The sequence below is a fragment of the Thermocladium sp. ECH_B genome, from assembly GCA_001516585.1.
Lineage (GTDB): Archaea > Thermoproteota > Thermoprotei > Thermoproteales > Thermocladiaceae > Thermocladium.
Window position 1 is genome coordinate 1 of sequence record LOBW01000004.1, and the last position, 15,838, is coordinate 15,838.

Annotated in this window: 15 protein-coding genes and 1 pseudogene; 8 read left to right on the forward strand and 8 right to left on the reverse strand. The window is 45.8% G+C overall.

Features of this window, described 5'->3' with window-relative positions:
- Window positions 1-1,077 (forward strand): transposase (locus AT710_00955; GenBank protein ID KUO93082.1); only part of this gene is annotated, 1,077 nt, incomplete at its 5' end.
- 12 nt (window positions 1,078-1,089) lie between these two features.
- Here AT710_00955 and AT710_00960 read toward each other — a convergent pair.
- Window positions 1,090-2,367, reverse strand: a complete 1,278-nt coding sequence (locus tag AT710_00960) for a hypothetical protein (protein ID KUO93083.1) — start codon at window positions 2,365-2,367, stop codon at window positions 1,090-1,092.
- 148 nt (window positions 2,368-2,515) lie between these two features.
- Between AT710_00960 and AT710_00965 the strand changes: the two genes are divergently transcribed.
- The 3 genes from AT710_00965 to AT710_00975 all read left to right on the forward strand — a co-directional run bounded on the left by AT710_00965 (window position 2,516) and on the right by AT710_00975 (window position 4,298).
- Complete coding sequence (locus tag AT710_00965; protein ID KUO93084.1) at window positions 2,516-3,436, forward strand: hypothetical protein; 921 nt, start codon at window positions 2,516-2,518, stop codon at window positions 3,434-3,436.
- A gap of 134 nt (window positions 3,437-3,570) precedes the next feature.
- A complete protein-coding gene (locus tag AT710_00970) occupies window positions 3,571-3,756 on the forward strand; it encodes a hypothetical protein (protein KUO93085.1) in 186 nt (61 codons plus the stop codon).
- Window positions 3,757-3,779: 23 nt separating this feature from the next.
- The gene (locus AT710_00975; GenBank protein KUO93086.1) at window positions 3,780-4,298 is read left to right on the forward strand and encodes an AsnC family transcriptional regulator; all 519 of its coding nucleotides are present in this window, start codon (window positions 3,780-3,782) and stop codon (window positions 4,296-4,298) included.
- A gap of 30 nt (window positions 4,299-4,328) precedes the next feature.
- Here AT710_00975 and AT710_00980 read toward each other — a convergent pair whose 3' ends face one another.
- The 4 genes from AT710_00980 to AT710_00995 all read right to left on the reverse strand — a co-directional run bounded on the left by AT710_00980 (window position 4,329) and on the right by AT710_00995 (window position 8,158).
- Window positions 4,329-4,745, reverse strand: a complete 417-nt coding sequence (locus tag AT710_00980; protein ID KUO93087.1) for a hypothetical protein — start codon at window positions 4,743-4,745, stop codon at window positions 4,329-4,331.
- Between the two features lie 44 nt (window positions 4,746-4,789).
- Window positions 4,790-6,493, reverse strand: coding sequence for a hypothetical protein (locus AT710_00985; protein KUO93088.1), 1,704 nt, complete (start codon window positions 6,491-6,493; stop codon window positions 4,790-4,792).
- A gap of 103 nt (window positions 6,494-6,596) precedes the next feature.
- Window positions 6,597-7,157: an aromatic acid decarboxylase gene (locus AT710_00990; GenBank protein ID KUO93089.1), complete on the reverse strand. Its 561-nt coding sequence runs from the start codon at window positions 7,155-7,157 to the stop codon at window positions 6,597-6,599.
- Window positions 7,154-8,158, reverse strand: coding sequence for a D-glycerate dehydrogenase (locus AT710_00995; GenBank protein ID KUO93121.1), 1,005 nt, complete (start codon window positions 8,156-8,158; stop codon window positions 7,154-7,156). Before AT710_00995 ends, AT710_00990 begins: the two co-directional genes overlap by 4 nt.
- Window positions 8,159-8,228: 70 nt before the next feature.
- Here AT710_00995 and AT710_01000 point away from each other — a divergent pair, with 70 nt between their 5' ends.
- A complete protein-coding gene (locus AT710_01000; protein ID KUO93090.1) occupies window positions 8,229-9,473 on the forward strand; it encodes a hypothetical protein in 1,245 nt (414 codons plus the stop codon).
- On the forward strand, window positions 9,473-10,459 hold the full coding sequence (locus tag AT710_01005) for a hypothetical protein (GenBank protein KUO93091.1): 987 nt from the start codon (window positions 9,473-9,475) through the stop codon (window positions 10,457-10,459). Before AT710_01000 ends, AT710_01005 begins: the two co-directional genes overlap by 1 nt.
- A 10-nt stretch (window positions 10,460-10,469) precedes the next feature.
- On the opposite strand, the gene AT710_01010 is transcribed toward AT710_01005, so the two are convergent.
- Together AT710_01010 and AT710_01015 are read right to left on the reverse strand one after the other, a co-directional pair.
- Complete coding sequence (locus AT710_01010) at window positions 10,470-10,673, reverse strand: DNA-directed RNA polymerase subunit P (GenBank protein ID KUO93092.1); 204 nt, start codon at window positions 10,671-10,673, stop codon at window positions 10,470-10,472.
- 14 nt (window positions 10,674-10,687) lie between these two features.
- On the reverse strand, window positions 10,688-11,200 hold the full coding sequence (locus AT710_01015) for a cytidyltransferase (protein KUO93093.1): 513 nt from the start codon (window positions 11,198-11,200) through the stop codon (window positions 10,688-10,690).
- A gap of 94 nt (window positions 11,201-11,294) precedes the next feature.
- Here AT710_01015 and AT710_01020 point away from each other — a divergent pair, with 94 nt between their 5' ends.
- Together AT710_01020 and AT710_01025 are read left to right on the forward strand one after the other, a co-directional pair.
- A complete protein-coding gene (locus AT710_01020) occupies window positions 11,295-12,617 on the forward strand; it encodes a glutamyl-tRNA(Gln) amidotransferase subunit D (GenBank protein ID KUO93094.1) in 1,323 nt (440 codons plus the stop codon).
- 1 nt (window position 12,618) lies between these two features.
- Window positions 12,619-14,469 carry a glutamyl-tRNA amidotransferase gene (locus tag AT710_01025; GenBank protein KUO93095.1) on the forward strand — a complete coding sequence of 617 codons (1,851 nt, stop codon included), beginning with the start codon at window positions 12,619-12,621 and terminating at the stop codon, window positions 14,467-14,469.
- Here the strand turns inward: AT710_01025 and AT710_01030 are convergent.
- A pseudogene (locus tag AT710_01030) lies at window positions 14,453-15,825 on the reverse strand (dehydrogenase). The gene AT710_01025 and the pseudogene AT710_01030 overlap by 17 nt on opposite strands.
- Window positions 15,826-15,838 lie beyond the last annotated feature (13 nt).

The following is a 15,838-nucleotide window of genomic DNA, read 5'->3' on the forward strand; positions in this document are numbered from 1 at the left end:
CAAAGGGATGGTAGGGGCTTGACCCTCACGGAGTTGAGGCAACTAGCCCTCGACCTCAGAAAACAAGATGAGGAGTACCAACAGCTATATTCGCAAGTGGTGCAACAAGTCGCAGATCGCTTCTACGAGGCTAGACGGAGGTTCTTGGACGGATTAGCGCGTTTCCCCAAGGAGAAGAAAACCCATAAATACTATAGCTTGGTTTATCCGCAAAAAGGATGGGAGATATTGGAAACTAGGGAGGGGAAGGGCAGGAAAGAGAAAAAACTAGTGCTGAGGTTATCAAATCTAGGCGTCTTCAAATTAATCGTTCATAGGGACTTTCCACTAGAGAAAGTGAAACGCGTGGCCGTGAAATTGACGAGGAGTGAAAGGGTTTTCATCTCATTCATTGTTGAGGATTATGAATTCCCAAAATTGCCAAATACTGGGAAGGCGGTGGGGATCGATGTTGGTGTGGAGAAGCTTCTCGTGACCTCGGATGGGGAGTACCTCCCAAACTTGAGGCCCTACGAGAGGGCATTGAAGAAGGTGAAGAGGCTTCACAAGGCCCTATCCAGGAAGAAGTTTCTTTCCCGCAACTGGTTCAAGGCTAAAATTAAGCTGGCTAGGGCTTATGAGCATTTGGCGGATCTGAGGAGGGATCTATATATGAAACTCGGGAAGTATTTTGCGGAGCATTATGATGCTGTGGTTATGGAGGATATCGATGCTAAGCAACTTGTTGGTGGGGCGAGTAGGGGGCTTAGGAGGAGTCTCCAGGATGCTGCCTTCGGCATGATGCGTACAGTAATAAAGTATCAAGTGGAGAAGTATGGGAAGGAGGTGGTTTTAGTGGATCCTAGGAATTCCTCGAAGACGTGCGCCAAGTGTGGGTACGTAAAGGACGACTTAGCGTTGAGTGATAGGGTGTTTGAGTGTCCCAGGTGTGGTTGGAGGGCTGATAGGGATTATAATTCCTCTCTTAATCACTTGAAGCATGCAGGGTGGGAGTCGCCCGTGGTGCCCGTGGAGCTCCGCCCACTACCCATAACGATGGGCAAGGCGGGGCAGGGAAGCGGGAAGCCTCGCCCTTAAGGGCGGGGTAGCTCACAGGTACTTCTCCAGTTTCTCCAACGATACGCCTCTAGTCTCTATGCCGGCCACTAGCCACATTATTGAACCAATGGTGCCTATTACGTAGAATCCCAGATTGAGGAGGAGGTACGTATACTCGCTTAGGAATGATGATAAGTAAATCATGGAAATATATGCTGACCACGCTATTACCCTGACTAATCCTATGAATGTGGCTCTCTCCGTTGTCTTGAATAACTCAGGCTCAAGCATTGTTCTAACGGCCCAACCAAACTCGCTGAACATCATGTTAATGAATAGGAACGAGTAGAATAAGAGGGGATCGCTGCCCAGGGACTTATAGAGGAATAGTATTGGAATCATGGTTAAGGTGCCGCCCAAATATGAGGCAAGCATGAATTCCCTGCGGCCTATCTTATCCACTATGAATCCGATTAAGCCAGCCACTGCCGCGCCTAGATTAGCCATCATTATTATCGTGCTTATAGTTGTTATCGATGTATAGTAATAATACGCCAAGTAAAATGCTATTAAGCCGTAAGTCACTATTTGGGACACTCCTATGGCTGCAAGAGTGAATAATCTGAGCCAGAGCGGTGATTTAACTATGTTGCTTCCGCGATCCATGTCTCGCTCATTAGCAAGCGGGGGCTCCGGATTATTGCTTAATTTACCTGTGGCAATCAACCACTTAGTTGATTCAGGCATTGATAATCTAATGATTGTGGTCACAATAATTGCGGCTATGCCCGATGCGCCCAGAATTATCCTGGCCTGCCCAAAACTAAGCGAGTAGAGACCGCTCAGCAATATTATTCCAGAGGCCAGTGCTGCCCCCACATTATCGAAGTTAGACGATAATACGAGCGCCTTTCCTCTACTGCTGGCGGGCATTAATTCAGTTAATGCGGCCAGCGATGCTGGTTCCTCGCCTCCTACACCGAATTCAGCCGCGGCATAAGCTAGAGTAAATTCATACAGGTTATTTGAAGCGGCCATGCCCAATAATCCAATTGAGTATAACAGCATTGTTACTATATAGATTTTTTTCCGTCCAATTAGATCAGCGGCTCTCCCCATTACTTGATTGCCTATGAGAAGCATTAGGGGACCAACAATGGGGTATATGGGTATCATAAACGCCGGCATCTCTCCCTTGAACCAGGAAAGCGATGCAACTCCCATAGTGGTAACGAATCCCCACATTAGAAAACCCAGCGATGTCGATATGAAGGCGCTGATCTGGGGTTTTCCCCACTGGGTCTCCACAGTTTCCCGTGGTTTCCTCATAATTATCCTAGTTATTTGTAGCCTATAAATATTTTTTCACGTAAATAATCGCGGTTAAATAATGTGGAACTGAACTTATTGACTAATCATAAATGTCAATGGAATCAATAGAAGATAACTTATTAATTGCCCACGCTATGGCCGCTAGATGAATGATTGTGAGTCCGCATCATTGATTTTGCTTGCGGCCATAATTCTAGATTGGATTTATCCAAGACATAAGGGCCTCGCCTACTTAATTCACCCAGTGCATTTGACTTACTGGATATCACAATCCCTCTTCAGCCATATGCGGCATACGAAGATCATGGGAGTCCTGATATGGTTGATATCGGTTGTCCCCGTGATGATTATATACATTACACCACTATTGGTCGTGGGAAGGGGCTGGATCCTCATATTGGTCTCGGCTATTGTGCTTAAGATGACATTCTCATTAAGGTTGCTGATAGATATAGCCAGAAATTACCTGAATAATGAGGGGCAAGATGCGTTGAATTATGCCCAGCAATTAGTTAGGCGGAATGTATATGCACTGGATGAGGGGCACGTTAATTCAGCCGTAATAGAATCCCTAGCGGAGAGCCTAGTTGATGGATTCTCATCCCCTCTTTTTTATTTCTCAATAATCGGCGTGCCTGGCGCCCTTCTACAGAGGTTAACCAATACCATGGATAGCTCGCTGGGGTATATGGATGAACCATATAGGGAACCCGGTTGGTTCTCCGCTAAGACGGATACCCTGATCAATTACATACCTGCACGCCTCACTGCGGTAATAATACTATTTACAGCTAAGTTGCTGGGTTTTCCGCCCAGCATACACATTTTCATGAGAAATAAGCGCTCAACTCAAAGCATTAATGCTGGGTACCCAATTGCAGCAATATCGGCCAGCTTAGGCGTTAGGCTGGAGAAAATTGGTTCATACTCAATCGGATCAGGTAAATTGCCTAGTAAAGCTGATGTAGAAAACGCAATAAGGCTGATAACAGCATCTGCAATAATAATGGTCATACTATCGATAATTATTCAATGCATTATATCAATGATTATTCCCCATATATAGATAGGTTCAAAGAGACGAAAAACCTCGCTGTTTAGAGCCATGGAGGAGGTCGATGGATAACCTTAGTGAATTAGGTTTTATATATAACGTTTTTCATTAGAAACCTTTATTAAGATAGCGAAACTGTTAGATGCATGGGTTGGCGCATTGGGCTTGCGCTGGTATTGATGATAGTGATGGCGCTCACGGCATATGAATTGCTCATGGGCATTGTGGTAACTAGGGCGCTCTTAATGGGTGGATTAATGGGCGTGAGTATTAAGGGGGAGGGACGGCATGTGACATCAATGAAAGATCTTCTCCGCGGCTCAAAGCATTAAANCTCTGACTAGTTAAGCAATATATGCCGGTTATAATCGACGAACTAGACAAGAGGATACTAGGCGAGTTACAGAAGGATGGAAGAACTCCTCTAGCGAAATTGGCTGATGATATAGGAAAGCCTAGAACCACCATAATGAATAGGGTTCAAAAGTTGGAGGAGGGCGGCATAATAAAGGGATATAGGGCGATATTGAGTCCATACGTATTAGGCTTCTCAATGCAAGCGTATGTATTGATAACCGTTAGGAGATCGGTTACTGCTGGTTCTAAACCATCTCAAGTTATGCTTGCCGAGAAGATNATAAGGGATTGCGATAATGATGCTCGTCTCCCCTGGATCGAGGAAGCAAATGTATTGACTGGACAGTACGATATAATGCTTAAGGTGTGGGTGCGNGACTTAAAGCAATTATCATCTTTCCTATTGAATTACTTGCCGACTAACCCGGACATAATAAAGACGGAGACGATGGTGGTGTTGGAGGAGGTTGCAATAGGCAGGGAACGATTGATTCCCCTCGATAAAGTGAAGGAGTAATTAAATAATTAATGGATTCGGCATTTATTTTTAAAGGTACATCCAGACCCCATTAGCTGCTGCACAGAGATTCTCATCGGCATCCTTTACCTCTATATAGACGAATGCCAAGTTGCGGCCCCGCTTCTTAACCCATGCCTCCGCATAGAAGTCTTTACTCACTGGCCTAATGTATTCTATATTAAGGGTAACAGTGACTTGATTTCTTCCCTCATTATTCAAGGTCATGACGGCGGCTCCACCTGTGGCATCTATTAGCGTTGCTATTGCTCCACCATTAGCGATGCCACCTAGCCTAGTTATTTCGGTTCTGAATTTCATGGATAGTTTTGCATAGCCATCCTTTGCTTCTATTGTTTTTACTTGAAGCATTGATAGGAAGGGATCGAGCTCCTCAACGTACTTCTTCATGGCTTCCTTAAGATCCATGTAATCGAATTTCAGCATGGGTTTAAATGTATTGATCCTATTTCTACACGTGTTAATAAATTTCAGTGCCCCAGCATTGTGCTCTCCAAGAAGATCTTCTCATAGTCGTCCAGCGCCGCCATCTCGATTACCTTAATCATATTTACTACATGCGTAGTTTTATCCCAATAATCCGCATTCCTCAGGATAAGCTTCGCACCACTTATTGCAGCATTCCCCAGAAAGAAGACTTTCGCCTGCGGGAGAAGACCTATTGAAATTGCTGAGTCAGGATTAATATGGGTACCAAATGAGCCGGCCACATACACGGCATCCAACTCCCGCTCAGTAATTCCAGCCGCTCGCAGAAGTGTTTTCCAGGTTGATTGAATGGCTGCCTTAGCCTCCTGAAGGAGACGAATATCGCGCTGAGTAACCGTGATTCCATTAATATCAATCACGAGCGATCCATTCCGCTCCTTAACAAAAGGCCCCGGAATTAACCGACCGCTCCTACCGATTGAGCCGGCCCTCATTAAGGCAGCCACTAGATCAATAAGGCCAGTCCCAGTTATTCCTATGGGGTCTCCACCGCCTATTGTAAAGGCCTGAAGCTTTCCATTCACTAACTCAACTCTATCTATGGCTCCCTCCACAGCCCTGACTCCACTTGATATCCCAACTCCCTCTATTGCGCTGCCAGCCGGGGCTGATGCAGCCAATATATAATCACTGGTTCTAAGCATGACTTCGGTATTAGTCCCTATATCTATAAGCAGCTTACGTCTATCCTCTTCCAGATTCGCCACCAATGCATCAGCCACGGCATCGCCACCAATGAAGCCAGCGACGGCCGGCATAATGAAGACAATCGCAGCTGGATTCACGATTAATCCAACATCGCTGGCTCTAAGTATAGTGGATAACCCAATTGNGGGTATGTAGGGGCTTTGAACCAAACTATTAAGCCTTATGCCAAGGAATAATTGGGTCATTACGGTGTTTCCAGCCACGACAACTGCATCTATATCGNTTGGGTCAATTCCAGAGCTACTGGATATTTTTTTGATTAATGAATTAATAGCGTCTATAACTAGTTCCCTAAGCTTATCATTTATCCCCTCATCGCTTATNNCAAGGGATGCCCTACTTATTATATCGATGCCGTACCTAGTCTGAGGGTTCTCGACCACATCATATGCAATCGTATTTCCATTCCTCAGATCAACCACGTGAACAACTATTTTTGTGGAACCTATATCTATGGCAGCCCCAAATACTGAATCACTGCACTTAACATTAATAACTTCATCCCACGCGTATACAATATTTACGGACCAATTACATTCCCTTAAAACGCTAGGCAGCCTCCTATATATCCATAAATGCCTTGGCCTATACCCGCTCTCCCTAAATAGGTTAACATCATCCGGAACCTGGGACCTAAGGGTGGGCGGATTCAATTCAACTCTTTTCATCTTCACCAGCGGCTTTATGGGAATAGTAGGTTCATAACCAACAGCCACAAACTTACCGCTGCCATGATTAATGGGCTCCACAATTACTTCCCCCCTCATTACCCAAGCCATACAGGCTAATCGCTCGCCAGGATCAAGCCCCTCTTCCCTACGAGTTCTTGGATTGAGGTTCTCGGAACCAGCAATAACCTTTACCCTACACTTGCCGCATATACCGATACCGCCGCACACTCCCTCAACGGGCATACCCATTCTCCATANCTCATCAATTATCCTAACAGGCTTGTCGGAGGCCCTTATCCTAATCATTAATTAGGTCTTCCCAATGCCTAGCACATAGGTCTTCTTTAAATATTAGGTCCAGTTCTTTTTTCATGGATCGAGCGGCTTGGCATTAATATTTATTATGCGGCTATCGGCTCGGGTCGCCCCATCTCCTATATATGTTATTCCTCAACCCCAACAGATCGAGAACTCTGCCTGCTACCGAGTTGATCATGTCATCTATTGTGGTTGGCTTATTATAGAACGGTGGACTGGCAGGCATAACTATGGCTCCAGCCATTGTGGCCAACTCCATGTTCCTAATATGGACTAGGCTTAATGGGCTTTCCCTTATCACTAGGACTAGCCTCCGTCGCTCCTTCAATGCAACATCAGCTGCCCTGGTCACTAAGTTATCCGTAATGCCGTGCGCAATCGATGCAAGGGTCTTCATTGAGCAAGGCACTATTGCCATGCCGTCAAACCAAAAAGAACCGCTGGCTATTGGTGCCTCCATTTCTTCCTCACCAAATACTCTAGTAGCTAACGCCTCGATCCTGGCGGGNTCAATGCCTTCTTCCCTCATCACTTTCCTAGCCGTTTCGCTCACCACTAGATACGTCTCCACATTAAGGCTCTTGAGCGCCTCCATTACCTTAAGTCCATATACTGCGCCGGAGGCGCCTGTTACTCCTATAACTACCCTCATCTACCGTCTCCCATTGCCTCTGGATTAGCTATGTATATGGGCGGCTTCCCATGAATTAATACATTGATTACGCTTTGAATTATGATTTCAGCCATATTATTCCTCGTATCAAATGATGCCGATGCTATGTGGGGCGTTAATACTACGTTATTCAGGGAAAGCAGTTCACTGTTAGTGGGTAGCGGTTCATCCTCATATACATCAAGTGCGGCGCCGCGTATCCATCCTTCACGCAGTGCCTTAATGAGGGCCGGCGTATCTATCACTGCTCCCCTGGCTATGTTTATTACATAGGCGTTTCTCTTCATTAACCTAAATCTATCCTCGTTCACTAAATGCCGCGTTTCAGGCGTGAGCGCCACAGATATTATTAGGTAGTCGCTTTGCCTAAATATTTCATCAAGCGTTACCGGCGATACCCCCATTGCTATCTCCACATTTGGCTTTCTATGCTTTGACCAATATATAATCCTCATTTTAAATGCAGCAGCCCTCCGCGCCACTGCGATTCCTATATTGCCTAACCCAAGTATGCCCAGGGTTTTTCCCCAAACCTCATCACCCATGTACTCACCCCAAACTGTTTCTGCATTTCCACTCCTAATGATTTTATCGCCATCAACTATTCTGCGAGCTGCGCTGAGCATTAATCCGATTGCGAAATCGGCTACAGACTCAACAAGTACCTCAGGCGTGTATGCCACTGGTATTCTAAGCCTAGTTGCTGCGTGCAGATCAATGTGATCAAACCCCACGCTATACGTGGCGAGGATCCGTATCTTGGCGTCCCTCAATATATCCTCCGTGATCCTATCCCCAATGGTGATCACCGCTCCATCACACTCCGAGAACTTCCGCCTTAATATGTCAGGAGGCGGCGCTGCTTTCCTGCTCCACATGCCTATCCCATCATTATTCCAGACATCTATTTGGAAATGCTTGCTTAATTCATCGTATATTACCTTGGGGAAGGTGGATCTACTAATGAAGATGCATTGCATGCATGGAGCATCCTTCACTGTTTAAAACAGTTGCTCAGCATTTAAAAATGTAAATCGAGTCCAGCGCTTAATGCGTTACCAGAGCCATAAGTATATATCGCTGCACGATTTGGCAAGTGTAATTGAAAAAACGCCGAGATGCGAGCCACCCATGAATAGGGTACCAACGTGGAGCGCCTTAAATAGGATAGCTGCACATGACATCATAACCACCATGGATGTGCCCCATAGAGCTAGGGCTGCATATGATGGATTCGCCGTACATTCAATGGATACGCCTGGAAAACTTCGATTAATGGGATCAGTAAGGGTCGGCGAGATCCCCACCTTCAGCGTAGATAGGGGGGAAGCAGTTTATGTGACTACGGGTGCATACTTGCCGGATGGAGTTGATGCCGTGGTTCCGGAGGAGGAGGCAGAATTAATTGATGACCAAGTATTAGTCGCAAATAAGGTGATGAGCGGCGCAAATATTGACCCTATCGGTAGCTACTTAGCTAGTGGAAGCAAGGTAATCGGGAAGGGAGACGTGATAATGGGCCACGTAATTCCGGCATTACTGGAGGCGGGAATAATGGAGGTGGATGTATATGAGAGGCCCACGATATCCATAATAAGCACTGGAAACGAATTAGTTAAGCCAACCAATGCATCTGACGCGGTGCAGGCATTTCTTGCGGGAAAAACCGTGGAGAGCACTGGTTCCCTTATTTCCTGGTTCATCGAGTCATACATGCCATACCTATCTATTATCGAACATAGATTGGTTAATGATGATCCGGAATCAATTCGATCCATTATGCTTGATGCGCTTAGGAAGAGCAATATTTTGATAACCACCGGCGGCTCCGGTCCAAGCGATATTGATTACATAGAGGAGGCAACATCATCCCTGGGACCTAAGTGGATGATTAGGGGATTGAAAATGAGGCCGGGAAGACCAACCACAGTAGCTGCGATGGATGGCTGTAAATTAATTTTCGGCTTAAGCGGCCACCCAATAAGCGCACTTAATGCCTTGATAAATGTAATAGAGCCCATGGTTAAGATAATGCTAGGCATACGCAGATCACCGGCGAAACCAATAGTAAAGGGCAGGCTCACTCGCGGCATTGCAGTGGAGCCCGGCATTATAACTCAAATAAGGGTTAAAGTCACTAGGGGAAATGGTGAGTTACTGGTGACCCCATTAGGAGGCGGTAGTTCCGTGACCACATCATTGGCAGCCACGGATGGATTAATCACGCTTACATCCTCCCTGCGCGAGGGGGATATAGTTGACGTGTTTATGATGCGGGATCCAGGTGATGCATGATGGGAATACATATGATTGATGTTACGAATAAGGAAGCCATGTATAGGGAGGCAACCGCCTCGGGATTCCTTGAGTTGAGAGGAGGCCTAGCCAGAGATGCTTCTTCCGGCTTCACCGGGTTAGGCAATGTTATCTCCACTATAGAGTTCGCATCAGTAATGGCTACGAAAAAAGCATGGCAATTCGTGGGCCTGCTTCACCCCATTGAATTAACTTATATAAGGCCGATCGTTACGCTAAGTAATTCTGGAATTAATGTGCGGGTCACTGCAAGAACGCTTGGGAGGACTGGAGTTGAAATGGATGCATTATTTGGTTCATTCATTGGACTTCTTGCTGCTTGGAATGTAGTGAAGGCTAAGTACTGCCTATGCAGCGGAGGAAAATGCGAGCCTGTACTTGAGTCGCCTGGATCATCAACTGTATTCATAGGCGCTAATCCCGACATAGTTGGCATACGGGATATCAGGGTTGAGTCTAAAGTGAAATCCATTAATCCAATAGAGGGAGAGGAATCCGCCACGCAATTATTGGCCCCACCAATAGTATTCATGTTTGATGCCACGGATGAGCCTCTATATAGGGGGGAAGCATTGTCCCGCGGCAAAATAATGCTGGGAAAGAAATCAATTGACTTGATAAGGAGTAATAAGGTAGAGAAGGGTGATGTAAGGACCACAGCCCAATTAGCGGGCATGATGGCCGCCAAGAAGGCTTGGGACCTGCTTCCTCTTGTTCATAACAATGATATAACAGACGTTAGGGTGGGAATAGATCTAGAGGAGGATGGAGTCTCCGTCGCTGTTCTTACAAAGAATATATCCAGGACTGGTTCAGCCATGGAGTCTCTCCTGGCTGCAGGGGTCTCTCTCCTAACCGTGTGGGATATGGTTAAGAAATATGAGAAGGACGAGAATGGCCAATACCCATATACGCGTATAAGCAGCATCACGCTTGAGAAGAGCGAGAAGCATCCATTAACATAGATCGATAAGTTTACTCTGCGTTGACGGGTTTTGCCTTGAATGTCCGTATCTTGATTATTATCCTGTATCCGCAATTTGGACAGTGGATTCCAGGCGAGATCTCTAGGTCACTCTTAGAAAATACTGTGCCGCACCTAAGGCACATGTATATCTTCCTTTCCGGCGCGGCTTCGCTTGGTTCCTCGCTTGGCGCTACCTCTTCCTCCTCTGCCATAATCTAATCATCACTCATTGGTTTAAAATATTTTCTATGCGTGCAAGCCTCATCAATCTTTCCACTCCATGTATCCTATCCATAACCCTGACCACGCCGCTGGGCACTAATTCAGCCCACGTTGAGTCATTTCTCGCAATCATGTATCTAATCCTGGATCCGCTCAACTTATCTCGCTCAAATAATGGAGTGGGCTTAACGCTTATTCCCCACTGCTCCATTGATAACCTGGTATATTCATCATTGGAATAAACCTCATCAAATGACGGGCAATATTGCCTAACAAGGGGATACCAAAGCAATGACTGTCCCCCCGTATCTGGTATGCTGCAAGTGGTCACGGAGCCTATGGCTGCCTCGATCATATCAATTCGTTCCCCCACGGTGAATGGGTTTCTAAATGTTAATGATGCATTTGCGGATCCTATTCCTATAATTACCTTATCCGCATTATTGAAAAGCCACCTCAATACGTTGGCATGACCGTTATGAAACGGTTGAAACCTACCTATGAATAACGCCCTCATCTAGGTTCGGTGCCGTGGAATTTGTTTTTAAGCATTAAAATTCAATTAATGAAGATTGGGCAAGTTTTTTAAAGAAATAAAAAATCGAATCCACATGTCATACTCAAGCAAGGTAAATGAGAAGCTAGGCAAATTTGGGGCATCCATATTCAGCAGGGTCAGGATCAATACTAATAGCGGCGAGTCAATTGAGGGCATAATACTGCCGAGGCCAGATATAGGCGATGCGGATGTCTTATTGCTGAAGCACGAGAATGGATATAACGTCGGCATACATATAGATGAGATTAAAGACATTGAGGTTAAGGAAATATATAATCCCCCAACTAGGATAGAGGGAATACCTAAACCAACGGGCGAGGGGCCGCGATCCGTCTTAGTGGCCACTGGAGGCACAATAATGTCTAAGGTAGATTACGTGACGGGCGCCGTGTATCCATCATTTAGCCTAGAGGAATTATATGATATGTACCCAGAGCTAAGGAACATAGCATCCATTGAGTTATTGAATCTATTTTCAATATTCAGTGAAGACATGAATCCAACCAGGTGGAGCGAAATGGGGGATGCAATATATAAAGCAATTCAAAGCGGTGCAGAGGGCGTCGTAGTGCTGCATGGCACCGATACGATGCATTATAGCGCAGCGGCAATGGCGTTTGCATTCCCCTCAAGCAGTGCACCCATAGTATTTACGGGGTCTCAGCGAAGCAGTGATAGGCCATCTAGTGATTCATTTGAGAATATGTATGCCGCAGTGCTTGCATCAATTAAGGCACCATTCGCGGAGTCCATAATAGCTATGCATTCCACCAGCAGCGACGGCGAAGTAGCGCTTCATAGGGGGGTCAGGGCCAGGAAAATGCATTCATCTAGACGCGATGCTTTTCTAAGCATTAATTCCAGTCCCCTTGGCTTAATCAACATTGATAAAAAGGAAATTAAAGTGCTTGCCTCTAGTTTCAAGGCGAGAGGCGAGGTAAGGTATGAAGCTGGTTTTGACGATATGGTTGCCTTAGTCAAGTATTATCCAGGCATGAAAGGCGAGGTAATAGATTACTTAGTGGATAAGGGATACCACGGAATAGTGGTGGAGGGGACTGGCTTTGGGCATGTATCTGAGTCAGTTCGTGACTCGATTGGGAGAGCCATTGACATGAAAATACCAGTGGTAATCACAACTCAAACGATATATGGAAGAGTCAACCTAAACGTTTATAGGCGCGGCGTGGAATTAAGTAAACTAGGCGTTATTCCGGGCGGCGATATGCATCCGGAGACAGCCTATGCAAAGTTATCATGGGTGCTCCACAAGACGAAGGATATGGGGGAGGTCAGGAAATTGATGATTAGTCCATTAGCATTTGAGCTAAGCAATAGAACTGAACTATTTAATTACTGTAAAGGGGTGTCCTGACGTGGTTAAGCATAAGGTTGGGCTGGAGATACATGTTCAGCTGGATACGGCATCCAAATTGTTCTGTTCATGCCCTACCCAGCTTCGCAATGATGAGCCCCACTTCCAAGTGAGGAGGAGGCTTCGCCCATCAATGAGCGAGTTAGGCCAGATTGATCCAGCGGCTCTATGGGAATTCAGGAAGAGTAGGACGTATATATATGAGGGATATAATGACTCCACCTGCTTAGTGGAGCTGGATGAGGAGCCACCGCATGATATGAATGAGGAGGCGCTAGAGACGGCATTAGCGGTGGCCCTACGATTCAATGCAAAGCCATTCGATGAGGTAATAGTAATGCGGAAGGTCGTGATCGATGGCTCCAATACATCTGGCTTCCAGAGGACTGCACTTGTTGCTAGGAATGGATTGGCCACATTCATGGATTTAAAGGTACCTATTTGGACAATAGCTATTGAGGAGGACGCGGCTAGGAGGATAGGCGAGAATGGTCGTGAAGTAACCTATAGATTGGATAGGTTAGGCATTCCATTAATAGAGGTATCAACTGGGCCCATGGAGTATCCCCCCAATACCATAATGGATGTGGCCTTCTATATAGGGCAAACCATAAGAAACACCGGTAAGGCAAAGAGAGGGCTCGGCTCTATTAGGCAGGACCTAAATATATCGATAGAGGGCGGCGCTAAGGTAGAGGTAAAGGGTGTGCCGGAGCTTTCATTGATACCGAAGGTTATTCAGTATGAGATAGATAGGCAAATAAATCTATTGAAGATAAGGGATGAATTGATTAAGCGAGGCTTAAGCCCTAATTATGGGCCTGACTTAATTGATGTTACCGATCAATTCAATGAAACCAAGTCCAACATGATTCAATCAATAATCAAGCAAGGGGGAAAAGTGATGGCAATGAAGCTGCCGGGCCTATCTGGAATACTTGGTTTTGAGATTCAGCCGAAGCGGAGATTCGGGACGGAACTGGCTGATAGGGTTCGTAATTGGACGGAGCTAGGTGGGCTTCTCCATAGTGATGAGTTGCCGAATTACGGCATAACAAGGGAAGAAGCGCAAAACATTAGGTCCAGGTTAGGGGTTGATTCATTCATTTTGTTAAGTGGACTAAATGAGCGGGAGCTTATGGAGGCTGCTACAGTTGTAGCAAATAGGATAAATGAGTCATTTAATGGTGTTCCAGAGGAGACTAGGGCTGCTAATGATGATGGCACAACCAAGTTCCTGAGACCGAGGCCAGGATCGGCTAGAATGTATCCTGAGACTGATTTGCGTCCAATAAGGATAACGAGGTACATACTAGATAAGGCTGCGGCATTGATGCCTGAGCCAATAGANGAGCAAGTAAATAGGTACCTGAAGATGGGCATGAGCAGGGAATTAGCCATGCAGGTCGTGAAGTCGCCATATGCTAAGGACGTAGATAGATTAATATCAATATATGGGAACAGCGTATCGCCCACATTAGTGGCTACGTTATTCGTAAATACTTTAAGGTATATTGGGAGAGAGGAGGGCTGGTTCCTTGACCCTGTTCCAGTCATCGAGGATGCTATTAGGCTATATATTGATGGAAAGATAACTAAGGAAGCTATACAGGAAGCGCTGGAGGAATATGCTAAGAGGCGGGGTTCCACTAGTCTTGAGAAAATAATAGAGGAAAGGAAATTATTCAAGTTGCCCCCTGATAAGGTTAAGGAGATCGTGTTGGAAGTGGTTTCCAGGCTGGGAACAACCGATGAAAAGATAGTGATTCAAGAAGTGATGAGGAGGTATAGGGGATTAATTGATGCTAGGGATGCATCAATGGCATTAAAGGATATTAAGCAGTCATCATAGGTAATCCAAGCTTCTTCCTATACTCATTATACTTGCTGATTAACTCAATATTCCATTTATCTATATTAGACGGATCATTAGGATACTTCTCATAAATCGCGCCAATGGTCTTCATATAGTTTAACGCGGTCACTAACTTCTTCGCCAATGATGGCACAGAGAGCAGCTTAGCCGCTGCCCTCACGCGCCTAGTTGCGCCTATCGACATTGATCCCTTAATGGAGATCTCCAATACATCCTCCTCCGTTAATATTCGCGCCCGTAATCCCTTGTTTATTTCGTCGTCGGTTAGGGATTGAAGCATTAACCTAAACACGTCCAGCTTCGCTTGCTTTATGCCGTAAGTCTTCAGGTAACTTATATTATAGCCCCACAATCCACTCATGGATAGATCTCCCCGCTCAAATGCCGCAGCTATGGTATCGCTTGCTAACTTAGCCGACTCAAGCGCTGGCCCTAATCCACCGCCGTGAACTGGATTAACAGCCACCGCGGCGTCCCCAATGGCCAATATGGAGGGACCAACCATTGACTTAAGGGGCCTCCTAGTGGGTACTATTCCTCCCCCACTATGAATAACTCGCCTACCCCTCGTGTATTTAGTGTTCAGCAAGTACTTCTCATAATTCTGCCTAGGATTAAGGCCCTTCTCCTTAACTAGTTTACCCCAGATACCTAGCCCTATATTCATGGTGTTCCTGGATTTCGGGAATAACCACCAGTACCCACCCGGCGATATATTATTATCCAGGTATATCTTAATGAATTCGGGCTCCTCAATATCATAATCAACCTCAATTATTTCCCTATAGGCATAGGATGCATCCTCCGGTAACAGGGGCTCCGATATTAGCCAATTATATGGCAACCTACTCCTCACTACTCCAGTTGCTCCAGATGCGTCTATAACGATCCTTCCCAGAACATCGATTTGTCCATGCCCATCCTCGCTTGAGGCTTTAACTCCAGCGACCCTACCATTATCCAGAGAGGAGAGGAGACAGAGTACCTTTCATGTATTGTCGCGCCATTATTAATCGCTTGCTTGGCCAACCATGGACCCCACTTACTCATATCGAGTCCATATCCCTCCCCCATTACCCTATATCTAACGCTCATATCCGGGCTATAAACATCAGCGCCTTTATAGTGAATCATGGCAACGCCCGCATCAAGGGTAAGCCCAAGCGACTCAACATGGTGAGACCCTATGGCATCCCCCGTCACCTTGAAAATATCATCAATCCTCTTCCTCTCCACAACAGCCACATTGAATCCATTCTTGGCCAATAAATAGGCCGCATATGATCCAGCGGTGCCAGCCCCAACTATCACCACATCATATTGATTACCCATGCAACCCCACAAG